This window comes from Streptomyces sp. SX-6, from assembly GCF_059089585.1.
The window spans coordinates 37,678-58,913 of the sequence record NZ_JBTHHU010000018.1 but is presented as its reverse complement, the minus strand read 5'-3'; the positions used below and the strand labels follow the sequence as shown (position 1 = coordinate 58,913).

Here is a 21,236-nt window from a genome sequence, read left to right as displayed (position 1 = left end):
TTCAGAAGGGAGCGAAGGAGACAGGCCCGCGGCAGGACCGCAGCAGGACCGGGTGAGGCAGCCCGATGCTAACTGAACGATCAGTCACCACAGACTCCAGGGAGAGGGAGAAGGGGTGAGAAAAACAGCTAAAGTGTCCAACTGTGAGTGGCGGCCGCAAAACAGCGATCATGGAGGCAGCCGCGCGAGTCATCGCCCGGCGCGGGGTCCGCGGACTGCGGGTCGAGGAACTGGCCGCCGAGGCCGGTGTGTCCACCGCACTGATCTACTACCACTTCAAGGACCGGGCCGGCATCCTGCGCCGGACCTTGGAGTTCATCAACGACCGCGCCGCGGATTACAGCACCGACCGCGACCCGGACGCCGCCCCCCTCAGCCCCCGGCAGGAGCTCGAGCAGGCCCTGCTCCTGGAATTCCAGGAAGACGAGACCGTCCGGGAGAACAGCACCGCGTGGGGAGAGCTGCGAGCCAGCGCCATCTTCGAACCCCACCTGCGGGAGGACCTGGCCAAGGCCACGCTGATCTGGGTCCAGGAGATCGCCGGACTGCTCGGCCGGATACGCCCCATGGCCACCGCCTCCGGCCTGACCATCGCCGCCGAGCGGCTCACGGGACTGGTGGAAGGGCTCAGTATGCGCTGGCTCAGCGGCATCCTGTCCCTGGAGCACGCCCGTGAACTGCTCCTGGACGCCGTCGACGCCGAGTTGGAGCGACTGGAGCGCCCGTAGGGGCGCGCACCCCTTGCCCCACGCCCCGGTCCCCGTCGCGCTCAAGATTGACTGAAAATTCAGTCAGTGTCACAGTGGGCCCTCAGATCACACCAAGCCCAGTGGTTCCGAGCCTTCGATGCCTATGCGCCCGGACTCCATGGATTCGATGTGGAGTCCCCCCATGAACGACTTCCCCGTAGGCAAGTGGCTGGATGCCCTTCTCGGTCCGCGTCCGTCGCGAGGGACCGCCCTGCCCGATGACGTGAGAGGTCGCGGTTGGCACGTGCCGGCCGATGACGTTCCGCATACCCGGACCTGGATGTCATGGCCGTCGCGAAGATCCATCTGGGGCCGCCGCCTGACCGGTGTCCAGCAGGACATCGCCCTCATCGCCCGTACGGTCGCGGCATACGAGCCCGTGATCATGTGCGCGCCCGACGAAACCACCGCCGAGGCGGCGAGGGCCGCTTGCGGTTCCCACGTCACCGTCATCGACTCGATCCCCGCGGACGACCTCTGGATGCGTGACACGTGCGCCGTCTTCCGGCGTGACGGCCAGGGGAACCTCGATGCCGTCGGCCTCAACTTCAACGGGTGGGGACGCAAGCAGTCGCATCGCGACGACGCCGAAGTCGCCTCATCCATCGCGGAGTTCAATGGATTCGCTTTCAGCGAGGCGGATTTCGTCGGAGAAGGCGGATCCGTCGAGACCGATGGCGACGGCACGGTGATGGCCACCGAAAGCAGCCTGGTGGACAAATACCGCAATCACGGAATGAGTCGGGACGATATCGAAAAGGCCGTCCTGGCGGCATACGGTGCCGAGAAGATGATCTGGGTTCCCGGCGTGCGTGGCCGGGACATCACCGACAACCACATCGATGTCACTTCCCGCTTCATCAGCCCCGGCGTCGTCATGGTGCAGGTTCCGCCGCGCGACCGGACCGACGTCTGGGCCAAGGATGCGCGCGAGCAGTTCACCATCCTGTCCGCCACCACCGATGCCAAGGGGCGGCACCTCCGGGTGATCCGCGTGGACGGACCGGAAAACGTACGGTCACGAAGCTCTTCGTTCGTGGATTCCTATCTCAACTTCCATCTGGTCAACGGCGCGGTCATCACCGCCCAGTTCGGTGACACGAGGACGGACACCGCGGCCCGCCGAGCCCTGGCCGAGGCGTTTCCCGGACGCGAGGTTGTCCAGCTTGATGTCGACCGCCTCATGGAGGGCGGCGGAGGCATCCACTGCTCCACCATGCACCAGCCCGTTCCGTAGCCAGCCCCACCCGGAGTTCCCTGTGCTCTATCCCCCCATGTCCCGCCGCAATGTCCTGCGCTCTGTCGCCGGCCTCGGAGCCCTGGCCCTCGGAGCGACGGCCTGCGACTCGCGAGACACCTCCAACGCGTCCATCCCCCCTTCCACTTCGCGGAAGACAACGGGCCGACGGTTCGGTGCCGAATGGGACAGCCACACCCGCACGTTCATGTCCTGGCCGGCCCTGGAATCGGTCTGGATCGACCAACTGCCGTCCGTGCGGGAGGACATCGCACGGGTGGCCCGGGCGGTCGCGGAGTACGAACCGGTGGTCATGATGGCCCGCCCCGAGCAGCAGGACGCGGCCCAGCAGGCCTGCGGCTCGCAGGTCGAGGTGATCCCGCTCATGGTGGACGACCTGTGGGCGCGTGACACAGTGCCGGTGTTCGTCGAGGATTCCAACGGCATCCTGGGCGTGGACCTCAACTTCAACGGCTGGGGAAACAAGCAGCGGGAGCACCACAGCGACGCCCAGGTCGGCCGCGTCCTCCTCGGGAAGTACGGCATCCCGCGCGCCAAGGCCCCCTTGGTCGCCGAGGGAGGTTCCTTCGAGACGGACGGCGAGGGAACCCTGATGGTCACCGAGAGCTCGGTGGTCAACAAGAACCGCACCCCGGGCAAGAGCCGCGATCAGCTCGAGGCCGAGATCAAGAGCAGCCTCGGCATCGAGAAGGTCATCTGGCTGGCCGGCGTGCGCGGCAAGGACATCACCGACGCGCATGTCGACAGCATCGCCCGCTTCACCGCACCAGGGGTCGTCCTCGTGGACCGCGCCTTTCCCGACAGCCCCCCGGACGTCTGGTCACGCGCGGCCGACCAGGCCAGGTCCGTACTCAAGGAGGCGACGGACGCCCGGGGCAAATACCTGGAGGTCATCGACCTGCCCCAGCCCGACCTCGACAAGATCACCGGCCGGGGCAACGCGTTCGTCTCCTCGTACGCGAACTTCTACGTCGCCAACGGCGCGGTATTCATGCCCCGATTCGGTGACACCAAGGCCGACGACCGCGCCAAGAGCATCCTGCAGGACCACTTCCCCAAGCGTGACATCGTGCAGGTGAAGATCGACACCATCGCCTCGGGCGGTGGCGGCATCCACTGCTCGACCCACGACCAGCCGGGCAAGCCGGCCAAGTAACCCCTCACGCGCACCGGCCTCGGTGCCGGCCGAGCCCACGACCGCGAGCGCGCCCCACCGGGCCCCCGCGCGCCTTCACCCACAGGGGTACGCGCACGTGCGCTCCGGTCGCGCACACGGCAGCCTTTGGGCCTACTCGTCCTCGACTCCCCTACTAGAGCACTGACTTGAAGACCTTCCACCGCACCACCGCCACCGCCGTCGCAAGCGCTGTCCTCGCCCTCGGCAGCATCGCACTGGCCGCCCCCGCACAAGCCGCCGCTCCGGCAGCGCCGGCCGTCGCCGGTCTCGTCGACGACCACGGTGGCGACCACGGCGTCACTGACGCCCTCTTCGCTCTGCTCAAGGACCTCCTGCCCGTCCTTGCCGGCCTCGTCTGACAGCCCGTTCCACCAGGTCGACGACCGCCCGTCGCCCGGAACATTCCGGGCGACGGCCGACGCGCTCTACCTCTTCGCTCCGCCGCCGTGCCACGATGCCCGTCGAGTTCACCGCCACGGACAACGGAGTGAACAACATGGGCAAGCGCAACAAGCCTGACCCGCCGCCGGGCAACTCCGACGGACAGGTGCCACCGCCCCCGCCGTCCACCGGTACGCGCAGGAAATAGAGAAGCATGTTCGACAGTGAACGAGTCTGCCTGGCCAAGGCGATGGAAGAGCGCGGCGCCTGGCCGGCGGACTCCCCCTGGGTTCGTCAGGCCACGGAGACATTCCCCCGGGACGCTTTCGCCCCCGACCGCGTATGGCGCTGGGACGGCGACTCCTACCAGCCGGTGGACCGCGCCACGAACGAGGAACGGTGGCTGGCCGAGGTCTACGGCGGGCCGAACGACGCCACCACCACGCAGGTCACCGACGGGCTCGCGACCTCCAGCCTCTCCTGCGAATCCATCGTCGCCGACATGCTCGACACTCTGGTCCTCCAGCCCGGCCACCGCGGACTCGAGCTCGGCACCGGAGCGGGCCGCAACTGCGCCCTGATGGCCTGGCGCACCGGGCCCGGCCTGATCACCAGCGTCGAAGCCGATCCCCACCTGGCGGAGGAGGCAGCCCGCCGTCTGGACGAGCTCGGCACAGGCGTGCAGGTGGCCACCGGTGATGGCGACGAGGGCCGGCCGGACGGAGCGCCCTTCGACCGGGTGATCTCCACCTACGCGGTCGGGACCGTGCCGTGGGCGTGGGTGGAGCAAACCCGGCCCAGGGGGCGGATCGTCACCCCGTGGGGGCACCTCGGTCATGTTGCTCTCACCGTTGCCCCCGACGGTCGTTCGGCCACGGGATGGATGCAAGGGCTCGCCACCTTCATGAGCAGCCGCACCACTTCCCCCCGCCGAAACTGGGACACGGTGCGCGGTGATCAGGCATCCGACGACGAACGGACTTGCTCGAAGGACTTGTTGCGCCTGCACGAGGACGCCAGCCTGCTCTTCGCCGCCCGCGTGGCCCTGCCTGACGTGAAGGTCTTCACCCAGGCGTCGGATGACGGCGAGGTCACCGCGTGGATCGACGACGGCCAGTCGTCCTGGGCCACCATCACCACCAACGGCGGCACGCCCATGGGGCGCCAGGGCGGGCCTCGCAGGCTCCTCGGCGAGCTGGAGAGCGCCACCGAATGGTGGCACGCCCTGGGCGCCCCCTCGCTCTACGACTTCGGCATGACCGTCTCCGAAAATGGCCGACAGCACATCTGGTGCCACGATCCGGACAACGCCATCACCCGGCCTTGAGCGAACGCCCAATACTGATAGGGGTGTTGACGTGGTCGCCGCCAGGAATTAGCGGACCCAGTTCTTGAGCGGTTCGGTATCCAGCACGATGTCCACGGGCCCCGGAAGGTCCACGATCTTGCCGAACGGCACGGTCTGCGCCCTCTCGTAGCGCACCCCGTCAGGCTCGCTGTAGACGGTGACCTCGCAGGCATCCCGGTCGATCAGCAAATAGACAGGGATCCCGGACTCGGCGTAGGCACGCGGTTTCTCCGCACGGTCGCGCTGGTGAGTATCCGAGTCGTAGGAGGTCACCTCCACGGCCATCAGCACCTGGTCAGTCGGCGCCCATTCGTCGTGGCCGACGAATGCGTCGCTTGCGGCCAGCGTGCCGTCCGGGCGGGCATGACCGTTGCGGTATGTCTCCACTTTCAATCCCTGCTTGTGGAGCCACAGTTCGGGACGTGCCTGGATGCAGATACGCGTCAGCCATTGGATGATGCGACCGCGGTCGCCGTCCCGGGCGAAATGGCCTCCCTGCCTTCCGCAGCCGCAAACACCAGGCCGACACTTTTCATGCAGCACGTCTGTGCGCCTCATCGAGGTACATACGTACGGGTTCTCTGAGGGATGCATAGAAGGGGGTACGGTCCGCAGCCTGCAAAACCTGGGCACAGACGGTCAACTCGGCTACGCGTGCCGCGGGCATGTCGAGGACATGCGCGAAGGTCTCACGGACGCGGGCAGCCGTCTTCGGGGTGTTCAGGGAGTAGATGAACAGAAGGGCCGCATCGAAGCCGATCGGTGCGGTGCCCCAGCCCTCCCAGTCGAAGATGCGCAGAGCCGGGGCACCGAGATTTGCCCAGTGGCAGTCACCGTGGGCAGTGGACCACTCGATGACTTCGACCGTGCAGCCGGTGAAGTCGGGAACCGCACGACGGATGTACTCCTCACGGACGGCCACCCGGTCGGTTGGGACAGCGGCCAGGCTGTCGAGCGCGGCGCGGAGATGGGTCCACCAGGTATCGGGAAGGACGGGTTCGAGTTCGAGCACAGGCGAGCTGGAAACAACGGCGGTGTCCGCGTACTCGTACAACTCTGCCCGGTACGCCCAGTCGTCCGCCTGCCAACTGTGGATGTTGTGCAGCACAGGACGAGGGATATCCGGTGGGAGCAGCTCCTGGGCGGCCTTGGGGCCGTCCCACAGCTTCCCGTGGGCGCGGTCGGGCCGTTCGGAGACCAGACGGAGCCAGCAACGTCCACCGCTGGTGGTGGCCAAACCGGAGAGGGTGCGGCCGAGATAGCCCCAGACAGATCGTCCATCAGCTTCCTGAGCCCCAAAGGCCTTGCAAGCGATGGCTCTGGCGGTGCGCATACGAGCCGTAGTGGTGTCGTCAGGTGCCGAGAACATCAATCACCTCTTGCAGGATCTCTTTCGGCAACGGGGAGAGGGCGACAGTGCGTTGAGCGACATCCCAGTGTTCCGCACGAGAGGCGCCAAGGAGAATCCGTGTCACTCCTGGGGTGGACGCAACGACTCGCAGTGCTACCTCGGCCGGTGTGAGGCCAGGGGCGACGAGCTGCGCAAGTTCGTCCGTGACCATGCTGGGGAGTTCACCCCCATGCAGCGGCGCGGAAGCGAAGACCTTCACACCTGCGGCGACCGCTTCAGCCAACGGGCCGCAGCCATCGAGAACTTGTGCGACAGGCCTGAGCATGACCAAGGAAACGGGTAGTTGGATGGCGGTGAAGTGGTGGTCGGATCCGCCGCAGCGGGTGGCGATGTCGAGGAGGTCGGCGAAGGTGAACGCGTCGTCGAAACCGGTCCACGTGGCGACACCATATCCGCCGATGTATCCGGTGCGGGCTTCGCCCTCCAGAGCGGTGAATGCCTGTGCCAGCGCCGCGTGAACGCCGATGGCCCGCTCTGGATTGTGGACGAAAACGATGGCCGGATCCCGGCCCAGCTCCTGCCTGTTACGACGCGTCTGCCAGACCATATATCGCGGATTGAGGCTGTGGCCGACCACCATGTCTCGCGGTGAGAGAACACCAGCTGCTTCGGCAGCTGCGGCGGTGTCCTCGGAAAAGAATCCCACCTTCGTCGACACTTGCAATCGGGAATGCTCGGCGAGTAGGGGCGCAAGTCGGCGCTGGGCTCGACCGTGGAGGTAATTGGGAGCAGTATCGATCCAGGAAGCCCCGCAGGCAGCAGCGTGGGCCACTGCCTGCGGAATGTTCTGGCACCGATAGGTCCCCAGTGCGAGGTCCACATTCATCGCATGCTCACCGCAGCGATATTGGCGCCAACCAGCTCGCTCACCAGACCTGCAACCTGTTCGAGCGCAAGGCCACTCACCGTGGCGAGCTCGCTCATCGGGATCGAGTCACCGCCAAGCAGCGGAGCCAGCACGCCCCGGGCCGGCGGAGCGAAGGTCCATTCTTCGCCACCCGCGAGGAGAACCGTCCGGCCCTCGTCATCGGAGGAGAGCCGCACTCGCGCGGTGGTGAGCCTGACACGCACTTCCTCACGGACCGCCACACCTTCGAGGAACGGCAGAGAAGGCATGGGACGTCCCGGCTCGGTGCTGTCCCGAGCCGTCAGGAAGTCGTGTATGGCCCCGTCGTGGAGCGCGTCGGCAACCTCCTTGCGGAGCACACCGAGGTATGCGGCTTGCCCCTGCGCGGAGGCGTGCACGGGTAGATGGGCGCGCACCGCCTCGGAGACCCGTAGACGTTCCGACAGCCATCCGAGCAGATCGGCACCGGTCGTCGTCTGAAGTCCGCACGTCAGGTGCAGAGATCGGCCTTGGGTGGCCGCGACGGCGTGCCACCACCCTCGGGGCAGGTACAGCATGTCGCCATCTCGCAGGAGGATTTCGTCCATTGCCTCGTCGGCCGGGGGTTCGGGAGCCTCGATGTCCCGGTGCAGCGGGTTCATGCGTGTCGGACCGTAGATGCGCCACAGCTTGGCACCTTCGAGCTGCACCACGACTACGTCGTGGTCGTCCCAATGGGTGCCGAAGCCTTGCCGGGATGTCCATGAGGCATACATGTTGATCTGTACGCGCCCCCGGAAATGCTGCTCAAGAGCCTGCGCGAGTCGCTCCACGGGCGGGTGGAGCTCGTCCACCGCGTCCAGAACCAGTGAGGCGCCATCGCGAAGCTGCTGATGCAGGCGCGAGGGCTGGATACGCTGCCAAACCACGCTCCGACGCGTGGTGACAGGCGAGGCATAGGTCGGCCAGGGAACCAGTTCACCGTCTCGGTGAAGACGGAGCCGCGGTGGTTCAAGCCGTCCACGGCCAATGACTGCGTTGACGTCCTTCCACGTAAGCAGCTGAGAGAAGTCGCCAACGCCGTTCCAGATCCGGTATGTGCGGCCGAATGCCTCGGCGAGGAAGTCCCCGCCGAGGCGATCGACCACCTCGGAGAAGAGGGTGGTCATTTCTTCGGCTCCGCTCAGTCGTTGCTGTCGGACACGCCGGTCGAGCCACCGTCGGACGGCTGCTCGGCGCGGGAGCGGGCTGCGGCGATCGACTTCCGCGAGATGATCAGGCCATCCTCAGGTGCCTGACCAGTCACGTTCTCCAACATTGCGTAACCCTCCCTCTATCGGTTCTCCCACCTGGAATCGGCGGGCGACTACGAATAAGTGAACTCGCTACTACGCACAGTGGGTACGGTGAGGGCAGGGTCAAGCGGTATACGCGGTTTACAGCTTCTTGATCGGGAGCGGCAAGTGACAACGTCGAAGCATCCCAACTCCCGCCTACGCGACGTCATCGAAGCGACTGGCTGCACTTACGAAGCACTCGCCCGGGATGTACGCCGGGTCGCCGCCGAGAATGGCGAGATCATCCAAACCAACAAGTCGGCCATCTCCCACTGGGTGAACGGAACCCGCCGGCCCCGTGGCCAGACCGGCCGGTACCTCACCGAAGCCCTCTCCCGCCGCGCCCACCGCACCGTCACCCTGGCCGAGGTTGGCCTGCGTGGCCCCGAGAGCCCCACCGAGGTGGGAACCGACCCTGTCGTAGCTGCCACTGAACTGGGGCGAGCCGACGTCGAACACCACCGCTTCTTGACTGTGACCGCCTTCACCACCGCAGGGGTCGCGATGCCGCTGAGCTACGACCACGAAGCCGTATCCCGGATGCTGCGTGCCCGCACAGGGATGTCCCGTGTCGGAGTGGAGGAGGTTGAGGTAGTACGAAAGGTCACTGCCGCGTTCAGCGCGGCCGACGAACGCCTCGGCGGTGGCCACGGGTTGACCACCGTCGCTATGTACCTCGCCGACACCGCCGCGCCCATACTGCGGGCCCGTTTCCCCTCCGAAGCCTTACGGCGCGCGGCCTTCGGCGCCGTAGCCGAGTTGGTCTACCTCACGGGCTGGAAGCACCACGACCTCGGTCAGGAAGGCGCCGCCCAGCGCTACTACCAGATCGGCTATCAACTGGCCTACGAGGCCGACCCGCATGGCCATGCCGCCTGGATGATGCGGACCCTCGCCCACCAGGCCCTCAGCCTCAAACAACCCCACTACTGCGTCGGCCTCATCGAAGGCGCTCTGTCCTGCGGGCTCGGCCACGTAGACGGCCAGACCGAGGCCCTGCTTCACATCACTCATGCTCGCGCCTTCGCCGCTGTCGGCGAGAAACCCGCCGCCGCCCGCGCCCTGCTGACCGCAGAAGACGCCCTTCGCCGGGACAATGGCCCTCAGCCCAGCTTCTCACTGGTCAGCGGCCCACCTGCCGGCACCGTGGCCAGCCACACAGCTCGTACCCTCACGGACCTTGCCGACCACGTCGGCACCGAACGACAGCACCGGGACGCTCTCAACCGTTGGGATCCCGAGCAGTACAAGCGCGTACATGCCCTGACCTACGCCGACCTCGGTGACAGTCTCGCCGCCCAAACCCGTGCCGACGAGGCCATCGCCGCCTGGACCGAGGCGCTGAAGCTCATGGAGGGCATGTCGTCCAACCGCACCCGAAAAGCGATCACCTCGATCCGCCCCACCCTTGCGGTCTACCAGCGGCGCAAAGTCCCCGGAGCCGCCGAACTCGCCTGCCGCGCACGCGAGGCCCTCGCCTAACATGCCCACCAGCCGGCCGACGAAGGGACCATCATGGCTCAGCCGACAAGCACATCCCAGCCCCGAGTCCTCAAGCCCGCTCTTGACTCCATGACTCTCCTGGTGGCTGCCGTTATCGTCCACGACACGGCCAACAACCGCGTCATCCTTCTTCAGCGCAGCCAGCAGGCCAAGTTCGCACAGGGCATGTGGGATCTACCCGTCGGCAAGAGCGAGCCCGGCGAACCCATCACCGCAACCGCCGTCCGCGAACTGGCCGAAGAAACGGGCCTGATCGTCAAGCCGGAAGCGCTCAAGGTCGCCCACATCATCCACGGCGCCCAGGGCGTCGAAGCTCCCAATGGCTTCCTCACGGTCGTCTTCGCCGCCCACGAATGGTCCGGCGCTCCCGAGAACCTCGAGCCCCGCAAGCACACCCAGGTCTGCTGGGTTGATACCGATTCAATCCCCGAGAACTTCGTCAGCACCACCGCCAGCGCCCTCCATCATTACCTGGGTGGAGGACCTGACGTTTCCCTCGACGGTTGGCACATGTGATCTTGCCCTTGGTGCGCACCGAGCGCCTCCGCGTACTGCGCTGCGGCAATACGGTCACCGAGCTCCTCCGCCGCCTTGATCGCAGCGCCGAACCACTTGCATGCCATGCAACTCACTGCATTCAAGCGAAGGTTGGCGAGCGGTCCGCTCGCCAAGGAGACCATGGGACGGGGCATCAGCATGACGTACGGCCCTCCGACTCCTCGGCGCACCGCGCGCACGCGCAGGGCGGGAAGGAGCAGCCGACGCGCTCCCTCGCCACGTCCTTGGCGGCCGCCACGCACACCGTCGTTCCCCATGTGCGACCGCCGTCCCGCGACACCCGCATCGTCATCTTCGTGGACGCCTGCGCACCCTCGCGCCGTTCTGTCATCTGTTCGAGCCTCCGTGTGTCCCGGCCATCCGGGCCGGGCATCAACCGTGAGGCTCAGATTCCACCCACGCCGCCGCGCTGACCAGGGTAGTTTGCATTCCAACTGCCGTCTGGAATGGGGGGATTGAACGCATGAACGAAGAATCGGAAGCGCCTGCGGTGACCTTCGGCAAGGAGGTCAGGTTCGCCCGCGAGGCGCGCGGTTGGTCGCAGGCGGAGCTGGCGGTCCGGTTGCATTGCAAGCAGCCGTATGTCAGCAAGGTCGAGACCGGGCAGCAGTTGCCGAGCCCCATGTTCGCCGAGGAGTGCGACAAGGTCTTCGGGACGCCGGGCATCTACGTGCGCATGCGGCAACGGGCCGTCGACGCCGGTAGCCCGTCTTGGCTCAGGCCGTATCTGGAACTTGAGCGCGAGGCCACCGCCATTTGCGGCTACTCGAGCATCTTCGTGAACGGCATCCTGCAGACCCCGGAGTATGCAGAGGCCGTCTATAGAGCCGCCAACCCTGAGGAGACCGCGACCCAGATCAAGGGGCGCGTGGAGGGTCGTATGCGACGAAAGGAAATGTTCGACGCCCCCAACCCGCCGTCGCTCTGGGTGATCCTCCACGAGTCGGTTTTGCGGTCCGGCGTGGGCGGCGCGGACGTCATGCGGGAACAGCTGCGGCACCTGGCAGCCGTGACGGAGTCCCCGCACATCAACCTGCAAGTGTTCCCAGTCACTGCGGGCGCCCCGATGTGGGGATGGCCGTTTATCGTGCTGACGCAGCAGGACGGGTCCGAAGTCCTGTACCAGGAGACTGACACGCGAGGGCAGGTCGACGACTCAGCGGATGTGGTTGCCAAGGCACGGGTAGCGTACGAGGCACTGCGCGCCGACGCCCTCTCACGCGCTGACTCGCTCTCGCTCATCCAGCGCGTCATGGAGGCGTACAGACATGAGCAACACTCTCGACCTTTCCCGAGCGATATGGGAGAAGTCCAGCTACAGCAGCGGCCAAGGAGAATGCGTCGAATGGGCCCCCGCGTTCGTATCCGGCCTCGTCCCCGTCCGTGACAGCAAGGTCCCGCACGGCCCCGCCCTGGTCTTCCCCGCACCGTCCTGGTCCTCGTTCGTGACCCATGTCATCCGCTGACCTCCACCTCGGCGTCGGCGCCCGCCGGGGCGTGACCGCTGACGAGGTGCTGGCCCTGGTCGAGGACGCCCTCCCCGGCCGCGTCGCCACCCTCGCCACCATCGACCGCAAGGCCGCCGAACCCGGCATCGTCGAAGCCGCCGCACGGCTCGGCGTACCGCTACGGGCGTACCCGGCGGCGGAGCTGGCGAGCCAGCCGGTACCGCACCCGTCACCCACCGCGCACGCCGCCACCGGCAGCGCGAGCGTCGCCGAGGCCGCCGCCCTCCTCGCGGCCGGGCCGGGCGGGGTCCTGGTCGTCCCGAAGCGGAAGTCGGACCGGGTCACGGTGGCCGTGGCCCGGGAGGGTACCGTCTAGGGATGCACGTATCTCCCGAACCCGATCTGCGCCACCACGGGGACGCCGAAGTACGCGGCGCGGGAGACGAGTTGACGGACCTGGCGGTCAATGTTCGCGCCGGCACTCCTCCGCAGTGGCTGCGCGACCGCATAACCGCCTCGGTCGCCGGCCTCGCCGCCTACCCCGACGGCCGGGCCGCCCGCCGGGCCGTCGCGGCGCGGCACGGGCTGCCGGAGGAGCGGGTGCTGCTGACGGCGGGGGCGGCGGAGGCGTTCGTCCTGCTTGCGCGGACGCTGGACGTACGCCGCCCGGTGGTCGTGCACCCGCAGTTCACGGAGCCGGAGGCGGCGCTGCGGGCCGCGGGCCACGCCGTGGAGCGAGTGCTGCTGGACGCGGCCGACGGCTTCCGGCTCGACCCGCGTGCCGTCCCGTCCGACGCGGACCTCGTCGTGGTGGGCAACCCCACCAACCCGACGTCCGTCCTCCACCCCGCCGCCACGCTGGCCCGCCTCGCCCGCCCGGGGCGGACGCTCGTCGTGGACGAGGCGTTCATGGACGCCGTGCCCGGCGAGAGCGAGTCGCTCGCGGGCCGTACGGACCTGCCGGGGCTGGTCGTGCTGCGCAGCCTCACCAAGACCTGGGGTCTGGCGGGGCTGCGCATCGGCTACGTCCTGGCCTCGCCGGGGAGGATCGCCCGGCTCGAGCGGGCCCAGCCCCTGTGGCCGGTGTCGTCACCGGCCCTCGCGGCGGCGGAGGCGTGCAGCGCGGCCCCGGCGCTCGCCGAGGCCGCGCACGCGGCGTACCAGATCGCCGCGGACCGGGACCATCTCCGGTGGCGGCTGGCCGAGTTCGACTCCGTCACGGTGTGCGAGCCGGCGTCCGGGCCGTTCCTGCTGATACGGCTGCCGGAAGCCACCGCCGTACGGAGCCGGCTGCGCGGCCTCGGCTTCGCGGTCCGCCGCGGCGACACGTTCCCGGGGCTCGGCCCCGACTACCTCCGCATCGCGGTCCGCGACCGTGCCACGACGGACCGCTTCGCGGACGCGCTGGCGACGGTGCTGAAATCCAGCTGAGGGCTATCCCCGCCGCCTCCGCGCGAACAGCAGCGCCCCGCCCCCGCCCACCACCAACAGCCCTGCCGCAGCAGCGATGTACGGCGTGGCGGACGACCCGCCGGTCTCGGCGAGATCCTGCTTGTGGGCCACGGTCTGAGTCTTCGTCTGCGGCTGCTCCTTCTTCCCCGAAGGTGAAGCCGGAGGCACCTCGCAGTGCGCCTCCGCCAGCGTCAGCGACCCCCGCACCTCGGCGACGTCGAGCTTCAACGGGTTGACGTAGACGCCCAGTCGGAGGGCGGTCGCCGCCGCCGTCCGCGAGGTCGTCGTGGTCCTCGACAGGTCGAGCCGGACCTCGCCCACCCCCGGCACGTCGACCTTGGTGGTGCCGCCCGAGGTGAGCGTGACCTTCTTGCCCAGCACGGTGACGCTGCCGAGCACGTTGGACGTGGCGACGGGCTTGCGGCCCGCCTCGCACACGGCCTCGGAGGTGACCTTCCGCACCTCGATCAGGGAGAGCAGCGGCAGGCCGGGGACGTGCACCTTGGCGTGCACGATATTGGCGTACCCCTTCGCCGCATGGGCGTCGGACGTCGCACGCGCGGAGGCGGCTTCCGCGCGCAACACCTGGACGGGCGCGCCCTGTTCGGCGCCGTCGACCGTGACCGCGAGCGCGGTCCGGTCGGCGTTCTGCGGGGCGTGCACCTCGTTGAGCGAGGCGTTGAGGGGTACATGGACGGACTTGCCCAGCAGGGCGACGTCCAGCCCGGTGCGCAGGACGGCGGCACCGGCCGCGCCATGCGCGCCATGGTCGCCGGTGGCGTGCGCGGGGGCCGCGCCGAGTGCCAGTACGCCAGCGCTGAGGGACATCACGAGGCCGCGTGCGGGCAGGGTGGTGCGAAACACGGTGGTGGGACTCCTCCGGGAAAAGGAGCCGTCGGCGTGCCCATGGGGGACATCGGCACGCCGACGGCATCGACCCCGCCATGGTCGTTCCCGGACGGGTGAACTGGTGGTGTTTAAAAGCCAGTTCACCCAAAAGGGTGTCCACCGGCAGTGCGTTCGACCATCAGGCCCTCAGTTCACTACGCGCCCCCGCAGCACCACCCATGTCGGGTGGCCCAACACCCGTACGTCCTCGCGGGGATCGGCACCGTAGACCACGAGGTCCGCCGGGGCGCCCTCCGTCAGGCCCGGGCGGCCGAGCCACTCCCTGGCCGACCAGGTGGCCGCGGAGAGCGCGGCCGCGGCGGGGATACCGGCCTTGACCAGCTCCCCGACCTCCTGGCCGACCAGGCCGTGGGCGAGGGAACCGCCCGCGTCCGTACCGACGAAGACGGGCACCCCGGCGTCGTAGGCCGCGCGCACCGTCTCGTAACGGCGCGCGTGCAGGCGGCGCATGTGATCCGCCCAGCGCGGGAACTTCTCCTCGCCGCCCGCCGCGAGCCGCGGAAACGTCGCGATGTTGACGAGCGTCGGCACGATCGCGACCCCGCGCTCGGCGAAGAGCGGGATCGTCTCCTCGGTCAGCCCGGTCGCGTGCTCGACGCAGTCGATGCCCGCCTCCACGAGCGGCGCGAGCGACTCCTCGGCGAAGCAGTGCGCCGTGACCCGCGCCCCCAGCCGGTGCGCCTCGGCGATGGCGGCCTCCACCTCGCCCCGCGGCCAGCAGGCGGAGAGGTCCCCGCTCTCCCGGTCGATCCAGTCGCCGACCAGCTTGACCCAGCCGTCGCCGCGCTGCGCCTCGTGCGCCACATACGCCACGAGGTCCTCGGGCTCGATCTCGTGCGCGTAGTTGCGGATGTAGCGCTTGGTACGGGCGATATGACGGCCGGCACGGATGATGCGCGGCAGGTCCTCGCGGTCGTCGATCCAGCGCGTGTCGGACGGGGAGCCCGCGTCGCGCAGCAACAACGCACCGGCGTCGCGGTCGGTCAGCGCCTGCTTCTCGGACGTCGCGTCGTCGACCGGTCCATGGGCGTCGAGCCCCACATGGCAGTGCGCGTCCACCAGGCCCGGCAGTGCCCAGCCCTCGACGGTGGTGACGTCCCGTGCCCCCGCCGGGCGGTCGAAGGTGATCCGCCCGCCGACGACCCACGCCTCGTCCCGCACCCCGTCGTCGGGGTCCGGACCGGTCAGTACCCGGCCCTTGATGTGCAGCACCGCACCGTCGTCGTGCATCACGCGCTCTCTCCCTTGTCCCTTCCCGCATCACTTACGGGCAACGACCATCGACTCCGCGCCCGCCAAGTGCTGCACCCGGCACTCCCGGAAGCCGGCTTCCGCCAGCCAGCCTCGGCAATCGGCACCCGTGTAGTCAAAGCCCCCACGCGTTTCGATGAGCATGTTCAGGCTCATCAGCAGCCCCATGAGGCCCTCGCGCCGGTCGTCGTCGATGAGGCTCTCGTAGACGATCACCGTGCCGCCGTCCGGCAGCGCCTCGTACGCCTTGCGCAGCAGCATCCGCTTCGTCGGAAGGTCCCAGTTGTGCAGGACATGGCCGAAGACGAGCACATCGGCGCCGGGCAGCGGGCCGGTGAGGAAGTCCCCGCCGGCGAAGGCGAGCCGGGCGGCGGCCGGGCCGAACCGTTCCCGCCTGCGCTCGAAGCTCCCGCGCACGGCCTCCAGGTCGAAGCCCACGCCCCGCAGGTGCGGATGCCTCTCCAGCAGACAGCCGAGCAGGGCCCCCTCGGCACAGCCGATGTCGGCGACGGTGCGGTGGGCGGACCAGTCCAGGACCTCCGCGAGCGCGTGCGCGGAGCGCAGGGACAGCCCGGTCATGGCCCGCTGGAAGCCGTCCAGCAGGCCGGGGTCCCGGTAGAGGGTGTCGTACAACTCGCCGCCCGCCCCGCCCATTTCGTTCTGCGGTTCCCCCGTGCGCAGCCCTTCGCCGAGCCTGCCCCAGAAGCGGTAGAGCCGGTCGTCGGCCATCTCCAGGAAGCCGCCCAGGTAGGTGGGCAGGGTCCGGTCCAGATAGCGGGCGGCGGTGGGGGTGTTGCTGTAACTGCCGTCCGTGCGCTCGAGCATCCCGAGCGCCACGAGCGCGTCGAAGAAGTCACGGGCCGCGCGGGGGTGCAGGCCGAGCCGGGTGCGCAGTTCCTCGTAGTCGAGCGGCTTGTCGGCGAGTTCGGTGAACAGGCCCAGCCGGGTCGCGGTGAGCAGGACCTTGGACGCCTGGAAGCCGAGCGCTATCCGCACTATCTCGTCGACAGCCATTGAGTCTTCCCACGACGTGGGACTCGCGTTGCTCATGCACTCTCCCGATCACCGATGGTTCGTGCCGCGATCATCAAAGGCCCATCGCGGCCCGTCCGTCCACCGCTTCGGCCAAGGCCGGGTGGAGAGCCGGGTGGAGAGCGTGCCTCCACCGCACGGTGGAGAAGGTTCACCGTACGGGCCGAGGTGCGGCCCCCGGACCGTCACCTACGCTGAGCGCATGATCATCCCGTACGGCACGGCCACCGCCCTGCTGGGCCGCCGCGCCCAGCTCCGCTGGGTGCATCTGCTGCTCGGCGGTGCGCTGTTGATGCCGTACTTCTTCCTGGCGAACGTGCTGCTGTCGTTCATCCTGCAGCCCCGCGACAACGCGTTCGCCATGTTCTTCTTCCAGTTCGCCTCCCTCGCCACGGCGGTGCTCATCGCCGCCGGCTCGGCCATGCTCTTCCCGCTGATACGCCCCCTGGAGAGCGGTGCGGCGCGGGCCCTGTCGGGGATCGGGGACGCCGAGCTGGCCACCGGTCCCGCCAGGACCTGGGACGAACGGTGGCAACCGGCGCTCTACTTCACCCTGCACCTGGCGGCGGGCGGCATCGTCAGCGGCATGTCACTGTCCGCGCCGCCCGCCGCGGTGGGGCTGATGCTCCTGCCCCTGATGCACTACCGGGGGGCCATCGGCCAACTCCCCTGGGTCCACCCCTTCCAGGACATACCGATCGTCGCTCCGCTCATCGGGCTGGCGCTGCTGGCCGTGCCCGTCGTCGCCTCCTGGGCCGCGGGGGCCCTGCTGGCGCGCTGCGCGCCCGTCCTGCTCGGCCCGACGGCCTCCGACCGGCTCGCGGCGGCCGAACGGCGCGCCCACGAGCTGGCGTTGCGCAACCGGCTGGCCCGCGAGCTGCACGACTCGGTCGGGCACGCGCTGAGCGCCGTGCTCCTCCAGGCGAGCGCCGCCCGCAAAGTCATCGACGCCGACACGGACTTCGCGAAGCAGGCCCTCGCCGCGATCGAGGAGACGACCCGCGAGGCCGTCGGCGAACTCGACACCGTGCTCGGGCTGCTGCGCGAGGACGGCCCCGCGTCTGCCGCGCCCGCGCCGACCCTCACCGGCCTGGACGCGCTCGTGGAACGGACGCGCGCGGCCGGCAGCACGGTCGACGTGACCGCTCCGGACAAGCGCACCCTGGAGCACATACCGCCCGTCGTCTCCCGCGAGGCCTACCGGATCGTGCAGGAAGGCCTCACCAACGCCCTGCGGCACGCGGGCCACGTACCCGTGCGCCTGCGACTCACCTTGCACGACGACACCTTGGAGGTCACCGTGGAAAACCCCCTCGGCCGCCCGGAGCCCGGGAACCACAGCGGCGGGCGGGGGCTGACCGGCATAGCCGAGCGCGCCCGGCTGCTGCGCGGCAGCGCCACCTCGGGCGAACGGGACGGCGTCTGGCGGCTGTCCGTGAGCCTGCCCCTCGCGGGAGGCACCCGATGACGGACTCCTCCCCCGCCCTCCGCATCGTCATCGCCGACGACGAGCAGATGATCCGCACCGCCCTGCGCGTCATCCTGAGCGCCGAGCCCGGCCTCGAGGTCGTCGGCGAGGCCGCCGACGGCGCCCGGGCGGTGTCCGTCGTCCGTGAACTGCGGCCGGACATCGTACTGATGGACGTACGGATGCCCGACGTCGACGGCATCCGCGCCACCGAGCAGATCCTGTCCACGATGGACGCCCCGCCGCGCGTCATCGTCGTGACGACCTTCGAGAACGACAGCTACGTCTACGACGCCCTGCACGCGGGCGCCTCCGGCTTCCTCCTCAAGCGCGCGGACGCGGACGAACTCGTCCAGGCCGTACGGCTGGTGGCGCGCAGCGACTCGCTCCTCTTCCCCGCGGCCGTGCGCTCCCTGGCCGCCACCTACGCCGGGGAGCGCGCCTCGCACGCCGAGGCCGCCCGGCTGCGGGAGCGGCTGTCGGAGCGCGAGGCCGAGGTGCTGCGGCTGATGACGGCCGGCCTGTCCAACTCCGAGATAGCCGAGCGGCTGTTCCTCGGAACGGCCACCGTCAAGACGTACGTGGCGGGGGTGCTGGCCAAGCTCGAAGTGCGGGACCGCACCCAGGCGGTCATAGCGGCGTACGAGGCGGGGTTCGTGGCGCCGCGATAACCAGCTGCTACAGGCTGTCGGTCACGGCCTTGGCCAGCCGCGACACCTCCGGAGCCGCACCGCCGGGGAAGGCGAACCGGCGCCGGTTGTAGCCGAACGCCAGCCCGCGCGACGGGTCGGCGAACGCCTGCGATCCGGCGGCGCCGCTGTGCCCGAAGGACCGGGCACCGAGGAACGGGTAGTCGTCCGACGACGCGGCGAAGCCCAGGGCGAAGGAGTGGTTCACGCGCAGCGCCACGTCGTAACCGGTGGAGTGGATCTGCGAGAACTGGGCGATCGTGTCCGGCGTGAGCAGCGGCTCCTTGCCGTCGACCTTGCTGATGGCCGCCGCGTACATCCCCGCGAGACCGCGCGCCGAGGCCACGCCGCCCACGGAGGCGGGCCCCTTCTCCCGCATGACACGGAAGTTGGGGAAGGTCTCCAGCACCGGCGCCGTCGGGTTGTTGCGGTTGAAGGCGATGCCGCCCAGGCTGTCCGGCCCGCTCGCCCCCGCCAGCATCTCGCGCTTCTGCTCGGGCGTCGGGTCCATCGGCTGGGTGGACAGCCAGCGGTGCTCCTGCTCCTCGGGCAGACCCATGAAGAAGTCGAGCCCGTACGGGGCGCGGATCCGGGCCTCGTAGACCTCCTGCATCGTCTGCCCGGTGACCCGCCGTACGACCTCGCCGGTCAGCGCCCCGATGACGTAGGCGTGGTAGCCGAAGGCCGCGCCCGGGTGCCAGTACGGACGCTGGGCGCCCAGCCGCTCGGCGAGCACCCGGTCGTCCGCGAGCTCCTCGATCGTGAACCCGCCGTCGACGCCGATCAGTCCGGCGCGGTGCGTCAGCACATCACGCAGGGTGATCCGCTCCTTGCCTGCCGCGGCGAACTCCGGCCAGTACTCCCACACTTCCCGGTCCAGCTCCAGCACGCCCTCCTGGACGAGCAGGGCGACGACCAGGTGCGCCGCGCCCTTGGTGGAGGAGAACACTCCGGTCAGCGAGTCCCCGGTGATCTCGGGCCCGCCCCACAGATCCACCACCTGCTGCCCGTCGACGAAGGCGGCGAGCTGTGCGGAGTGCCCCGACCGCTCCTCGTTCAGCGTGGCCTCGAACTCCTCGCGTACGCGCTCGAACCCGTCGGCGACGGTGCCCTGCGCGACGACCTGCTGCGACATCTGCACTCCCCCAAGATCACGTTCTGCTTGTCGAGACCATCCAGCAGCACCCCGCCCTCGAAAATTCCCGCCCGTCCGCACATCCGGTCATGGAACCGCAAAGCCATGCCGTGCGTTACCCGGATCATGACCGCTATGTCCCCCGGCTCGAACCTCCCGCTGCCCGTCACCCGCGTGACGGTCGACGTCACCGCCCCGGTGCGGCTCGACGTCTCGGGCCTGCTGCTCACCGCCGACGGCAAGGTGCGCTCCGACGCCGACTTCGTCTTCTACAACCAGCCGAGCGGCGGCCCGGGCGTGACCCACCGCGCCGCGTCCGGCGGCACCCCCGACGCGATCGCCGTCGACACGGCCGCCGTCCCGGCCGGCATCGACAAGATCGTCATCACCGCGAGCCTCGACGCCCCGGGCACCACCTTCGCCGGCACCGAGCCCACCGCCACGATCCGCGCCACGGACACGGGCGCGCCCGTCGCCACCTTCACGCCGCCGCGGCTCGGCACGGAGACGGCGCTGGTGGTCGTCGAGATCTACCGGCGCGGCGACGCGTGGAAGGTCCGCGCGGTGGGCCAGGGTTACGCGGACGGCCTGGCGGGCATAGCCACGGACTTCGGCGTGACGGTCGAACAACCGGCACCTGCCCTCACTGGCAAGGTCAACCTGGACAAGGGCCGGGTGAGCCTCGAGAAGAACCAGACCGTCTCCCTGGTCAAGGCCGGCAAACCGCTGACTCGTTCGGTCAAGATGGGCCTCGGCTGGGAGCCCGCCTACAGCAGCCACGCCATCGACCTCGACGCCTCCGTCATCGCCTACGGCCCCCAGCGCGACATGATCGACGCCTGCTACTTCGGCAAGCTCATGATCCTCGACGGCGCCGTCCAGCACTCCGGCGACAACCTCACCGGCGAGGGCTCCGGCGACGACGAGACCATCACCGTCCACCTCGGCGGCCTCCCGCCGGAGGTCACGGGCCTGGTCTTCACCGTCAGTTCCTTCAACGGCCAGAAGTTCACGGAGGTCGCCAAGGCCTACTGCCGCCTCCTGGACGCCCAGACGAACGAGGAGCTCGTCCGCTTCGACCTCGCGCACTCGGAGGCGAAGACGGGGGTGCTGATGTGCAAGTTCATCCGCCAGTACTCGGGCGAGTGGGAGATGACGGCCATCGGCGAGTACGTCAACTCCCGCACGGTGCGCGACCTGGTCACGCCAGCGGCACAGGCACTCTGAGGAAACAACAGGGAATAGCCAGGGAATAACCAGGCCCCACCCCGCACTTGAACTGCCGCGTCGGCCGTGACAGCTGT

General features: G+C 69.0%; 24 protein-coding genes and 1 pseudogene. 15 read left to right on the top strand and 10 right to left on the bottom strand.

Annotated elements, in window-relative coordinates:
• Positions 1-170 precede the first annotated feature (170 nt).
• From ACV530_RS21835 to ACV530_RS21810, 6 genes are all read left to right on the top strand, one after another.
• Complete coding sequence (locus tag ACV530_RS21835) at positions 171-728, top strand: TetR/AcrR family transcriptional regulator (protein ID WP_494334266.1); 558 nt, start codon at positions 171-173, stop codon at positions 726-728.
• 163 nt (positions 729-891) lie between these two features.
• Positions 892-1,986, top strand: coding sequence for an agmatine deiminase family protein (locus ACV530_RS21830; RefSeq protein ID WP_494334265.1), 1,095 nt, complete (start codon positions 892-894; stop codon positions 1,984-1,986).
• A 37-nt stretch (positions 1,987-2,023) separates the two neighbouring features.
• Complete coding sequence (locus tag ACV530_RS21825) at positions 2,024-3,163, top strand: agmatine deiminase family protein (RefSeq protein WP_494334264.1); 1,140 nt, start codon at positions 2,024-2,026, stop codon at positions 3,161-3,163.
• Between the two features lie 167 nt (positions 3,164-3,330).
• On the top strand, positions 3,331-3,543 hold the full coding sequence (locus ACV530_RS21820) for a hypothetical protein (RefSeq protein ID WP_494334263.1): 213 nt from the start codon (positions 3,331-3,333) through the stop codon (positions 3,541-3,543).
• Positions 3,544-3,638: 95 nt separating this feature from the next.
• On the top strand, positions 3,639-3,773 hold the full coding sequence (locus ACV530_RS21815; RefSeq protein WP_494334262.1) for a hypothetical protein: 135 nt from the start codon (positions 3,639-3,641) through the stop codon (positions 3,771-3,773).
• Positions 3,774-3,779: 6 nt separating this feature from the next.
• Positions 3,780-4,892, top strand: coding sequence for a methyltransferase domain-containing protein (locus ACV530_RS21810; protein ID WP_494334261.1), 1,113 nt, complete (start codon positions 3,780-3,782; stop codon positions 4,890-4,892).
• A 48-nt stretch (positions 4,893-4,940) separates the two neighbouring features.
• Here ACV530_RS21810 and ACV530_RS21805 read toward each other — a convergent pair whose 3' ends face one another.
• Genes ACV530_RS21805 through ACV530_RS21785 form a run of 5 tightly spaced genes read right to left on the bottom strand, consistent with a single transcriptional unit; the run spans position 4,941 to position 8,468 of the window.
• The gene (locus ACV530_RS21805) at positions 4,941-5,456 is read right to left on the bottom strand and encodes a Uma2 family endonuclease (RefSeq protein WP_494334260.1); all 516 of its coding nucleotides are present in this window, start codon (positions 5,454-5,456) and stop codon (positions 4,941-4,943) included.
• Complete coding sequence (locus ACV530_RS21800) at positions 5,446-6,246, bottom strand: hypothetical protein (RefSeq protein WP_494334259.1); 801 nt, start codon at positions 6,244-6,246, stop codon at positions 5,446-5,448. The genes ACV530_RS21805 and ACV530_RS21800 overlap by 11 nt, the downstream gene beginning before the upstream one ends.
• A 19-nt stretch (positions 6,247-6,265) precedes the next feature.
• Positions 6,266-7,150 carry an aldo/keto reductase gene (locus ACV530_RS21795; protein ID WP_494334258.1) on the bottom strand — a complete coding sequence of 295 codons (885 nt, stop codon included), beginning with the start codon at positions 7,148-7,150 and terminating at the stop codon, positions 6,266-6,268.
• Positions 7,147-8,319 carry a cupin domain-containing protein gene (locus tag ACV530_RS21790; RefSeq protein WP_494334257.1) on the bottom strand — a complete coding sequence of 391 codons (1,173 nt, stop codon included), beginning with the start codon at positions 8,317-8,319 and terminating at the stop codon, positions 7,147-7,149. Before ACV530_RS21790 ends, ACV530_RS21795 begins: the two co-directional genes overlap by 4 nt.
• Positions 8,320-8,333: 14 nt before the next feature.
• The gene (locus ACV530_RS21785; protein WP_494334256.1) at positions 8,334-8,468 is read right to left on the bottom strand and encodes a hypothetical protein; all 135 of its coding nucleotides are present in this window, start codon (positions 8,466-8,468) and stop codon (positions 8,334-8,336) included.
• A gap of 145 nt (positions 8,469-8,613) precedes the next feature.
• Here ACV530_RS21785 and ACV530_RS21780 point away from each other — a divergent pair, with 145 nt between their 5' ends.
• The gene (locus tag ACV530_RS21780; protein ID WP_494334255.1) at positions 8,614-9,969 is read left to right on the top strand and encodes an NsdA family TPR-like regulatory protein; all 1,356 of its coding nucleotides are present in this window, start codon (positions 8,614-8,616) and stop codon (positions 9,967-9,969) included.
• Positions 9,970-10,002: 33 nt separating this feature from the next.
• Positions 10,003-10,506, top strand: coding sequence for an NUDIX domain-containing protein (locus tag ACV530_RS21775; protein ID WP_494334254.1), 504 nt, complete (start codon positions 10,003-10,005; stop codon positions 10,504-10,506).
• A gap of 175 nt (positions 10,507-10,681) precedes the next feature.
• Here ACV530_RS21775 and ACV530_RS21770 read toward each other — a convergent pair whose 3' ends face one another.
• Positions 10,682-10,879 carry a hypothetical protein gene (locus ACV530_RS21770; protein ID WP_494334253.1) on the bottom strand — a complete coding sequence of 66 codons (198 nt, stop codon included), beginning with the start codon at positions 10,877-10,879 and terminating at the stop codon, positions 10,682-10,684.
• Positions 10,880-11,011: 132 nt separating this feature from the next.
• Here ACV530_RS21770 and ACV530_RS21765 point away from each other — a divergent pair, with 132 nt between their 5' ends.
• The 4 genes and pseudogenes from ACV530_RS21765 (at position 11,012) to cobC (ending at position 13,427) form a co-directional block, all read left to right on the top strand.
• Positions 11,012-11,935 carry a helix-turn-helix domain-containing protein gene (locus ACV530_RS21765; protein ID WP_494334252.1) on the top strand — a complete coding sequence of 308 codons (924 nt, stop codon included), beginning with the start codon at positions 11,012-11,014 and terminating at the stop codon, positions 11,933-11,935.
• Positions 11,910-12,014 (top strand): annotated as a pseudogene (locus tag ACV530_RS21760) (DUF397 domain-containing protein); the annotation flags it as partial. The gene ACV530_RS21765 and the pseudogene ACV530_RS21760, both read left to right, overlap by 26 nt.
• Entirely contained in the window at positions 12,001-12,372 is a 372-nt protein-coding gene (locus tag ACV530_RS21755) for a cobalamin biosynthesis protein (protein ID WP_494334251.1), read from the top strand. The pseudogene ACV530_RS21760 and the gene ACV530_RS21755, both read left to right, overlap by 14 nt.
• A 2-nt stretch (positions 12,373-12,374) precedes the next feature.
• On the top strand, positions 12,375-13,427 hold the full coding sequence (gene cobC, locus ACV530_RS21750; RefSeq protein WP_494334250.1) for an Rv2231c family histidinol phosphate aminotransferase CobC: 1,053 nt from the start codon (positions 12,375-12,377) through the stop codon (positions 13,425-13,427).
• A 3-nt stretch (positions 13,428-13,430) separates the two neighbouring features.
• On the opposite strand, the gene ACV530_RS21745 is transcribed toward cobC, so the two are convergent.
• The 3 genes from ACV530_RS21745 to ACV530_RS21735 form a co-directional block, all read right to left on the bottom strand.
• Positions 13,431-14,276: an SCO1860 family LAETG-anchored protein gene (locus ACV530_RS21745; protein WP_494334349.1), complete on the bottom strand. Its 846-nt coding sequence runs from the start codon at positions 14,274-14,276 to the stop codon at positions 13,431-13,433.
• 207 nt (positions 14,277-14,483) lie between these two features.
• The gene (locus tag ACV530_RS21740; RefSeq protein ID WP_494334348.1) at positions 14,484-15,587 is read right to left on the bottom strand and encodes an amidohydrolase family protein; all 1,104 of its coding nucleotides are present in this window, start codon (positions 15,585-15,587) and stop codon (positions 14,484-14,486) included.
• 30 nt (positions 15,588-15,617) lie between these two features.
• On the bottom strand, positions 15,618-16,622 hold the full coding sequence (locus ACV530_RS21735) for a methyltransferase (RefSeq protein ID WP_494334249.1): 1,005 nt from the start codon (positions 16,620-16,622) through the stop codon (positions 15,618-15,620).
• A gap of 220 nt (positions 16,623-16,842) precedes the next feature.
• On the opposite strand from ACV530_RS21735, the gene ACV530_RS21730 reads away from it, so the two are divergent.
• The gene (locus ACV530_RS21730) at positions 16,843-18,108 is read left to right on the top strand and encodes a sensor histidine kinase (RefSeq protein WP_494334248.1); all 1,266 of its coding nucleotides are present in this window, start codon (positions 16,843-16,845) and stop codon (positions 18,106-18,108) included.
• On the top strand, positions 18,105-18,779 hold the full coding sequence (locus tag ACV530_RS21725; protein WP_494334247.1) for a response regulator transcription factor: 675 nt from the start codon (positions 18,105-18,107) through the stop codon (positions 18,777-18,779). The genes ACV530_RS21730 and ACV530_RS21725 overlap by 4 nt, the downstream gene beginning before the upstream one ends.
• 7 nt (positions 18,780-18,786) lie before the next feature.
• Here ACV530_RS21725 and ACV530_RS21720 read toward each other — a convergent pair whose 3' ends face one another.
• A complete protein-coding gene (locus ACV530_RS21720) occupies positions 18,787-19,932 on the bottom strand; it encodes a serine hydrolase domain-containing protein (protein ID WP_494334246.1) in 1,146 nt (381 codons plus the stop codon).
• Positions 19,933-20,067: 135 nt separating this feature from the next.
• Here ACV530_RS21720 and ACV530_RS21715 point away from each other — a divergent pair, with 135 nt between their 5' ends.
• A complete protein-coding gene (locus ACV530_RS21715; RefSeq protein WP_494334245.1) occupies positions 20,068-21,159 on the top strand; it encodes a TerD family protein in 1,092 nt (363 codons plus the stop codon).
• The last annotated feature ends 77 nt before the right edge of the window (positions 21,160-21,236 follow it).

Bases quoted from the DNA above. Each gene is read 5' to 3' on its own strand.
- ACV530_RS21835 (WP_494334266.1), top strand. From the start codon at position 171: ATGGAGGCAGCCGCGCGAGTCATCGCCCGGCGCGGGGTCCGCGGACTG.
- ACV530_RS21830 (WP_494334265.1), top strand. From the start codon at position 892: ATGAACGACTTCCCCGTAGGCAAGTGGCTGGATGCCCTTCTCGGTCCG.
- ACV530_RS21825 (WP_494334264.1), top strand. From the start codon at position 2,024: ATGTCCCGCCGCAATGTCCTGCGCTCTGTCGCCGGCCTCGGAGCCCTG.
- ACV530_RS21815 (WP_494334262.1), top strand. From the start codon at position 3,639: ATGCCCGTCGAGTTCACCGCCACGGACAACGGAGTGAACAACATGGGC.
- ACV530_RS21810 (WP_494334261.1), top strand. From the start codon at position 3,780: ATGTTCGACAGTGAACGAGTCTGCCTGGCCAAGGCGATGGAAGAGCGC.
- ACV530_RS21800 (WP_494334259.1), bottom strand. From the start codon at position 6,246: ATGCGCACCGCCAGAGCCATCGCTTGCAAGGCCTTTGGGGCTCAGGAA.
- ACV530_RS21795 (WP_494334258.1), bottom strand. From the start codon at position 7,150: ATGAATGTGGACCTCGCACTGGGGACCTATCGGTGCCAGAACATTCCG.
- ACV530_RS21790 (WP_494334257.1), bottom strand. From the start codon at position 8,319: ATGACCACCCTCTTCTCCGAGGTGGTCGATCGCCTCGGCGGGGACTTC.
- ACV530_RS21785 (WP_494334256.1), bottom strand. From the start codon at position 8,468: ATGTTGGAGAACGTGACTGGTCAGGCACCTGAGGATGGCCTGATCATC.
- ACV530_RS21775 (WP_494334254.1), top strand. From the start codon at position 10,003: ATGGCTCAGCCGACAAGCACATCCCAGCCCCGAGTCCTCAAGCCCGCT.
- ACV530_RS21770 (WP_494334253.1), bottom strand. From the start codon at position 10,879: ATGACAGAACGGCGCGAGGGTGCGCAGGCGTCCACGAAGATGACGATG.
- ACV530_RS21765 (WP_494334252.1), top strand. From the start codon at position 11,012: ATGAACGAAGAATCGGAAGCGCCTGCGGTGACCTTCGGCAAGGAGGTC.
- ACV530_RS21755 (WP_494334251.1), top strand. From the start codon at position 12,001: ATGTCATCCGCTGACCTCCACCTCGGCGTCGGCGCCCGCCGGGGCGTG.
- cobC (WP_494334250.1), top strand. From the start codon at position 12,375: ATGCACGTATCTCCCGAACCCGATCTGCGCCACCACGGGGACGCCGAA.
- ACV530_RS21745 (WP_494334349.1), bottom strand. From the start codon at position 14,276: ATGTCCCTCAGCGCTGGCGTACTGGCACTCGGCGCGGCCCCCGCGCAC.
- ACV530_RS21740 (WP_494334348.1), bottom strand. From the start codon at position 15,587: ATGCACGACGACGGTGCGGTGCTGCACATCAAGGGCCGGGTACTGACC.
- ACV530_RS21735 (WP_494334249.1), bottom strand. From the start codon at position 16,622: ATGGCTGTCGACGAGATAGTGCGGATAGCGCTCGGCTTCCAGGCGTCC.
- ACV530_RS21730 (WP_494334248.1), top strand. From the start codon at position 16,843: ATGATCATCCCGTACGGCACGGCCACCGCCCTGCTGGGCCGCCGCGCC.
- ACV530_RS21725 (WP_494334247.1), top strand. From the start codon at position 18,105: ATGACGGACTCCTCCCCCGCCCTCCGCATCGTCATCGCCGACGACGAG.
- ACV530_RS21720 (WP_494334246.1), bottom strand. From the start codon at position 19,932: ATGTCGCAGCAGGTCGTCGCGCAGGGCACCGTCGCCGACGGGTTCGAG.
- ACV530_RS21715 (WP_494334245.1), top strand. From the start codon at position 20,068: ATGTCCCCCGGCTCGAACCTCCCGCTGCCCGTCACCCGCGTGACGGTC.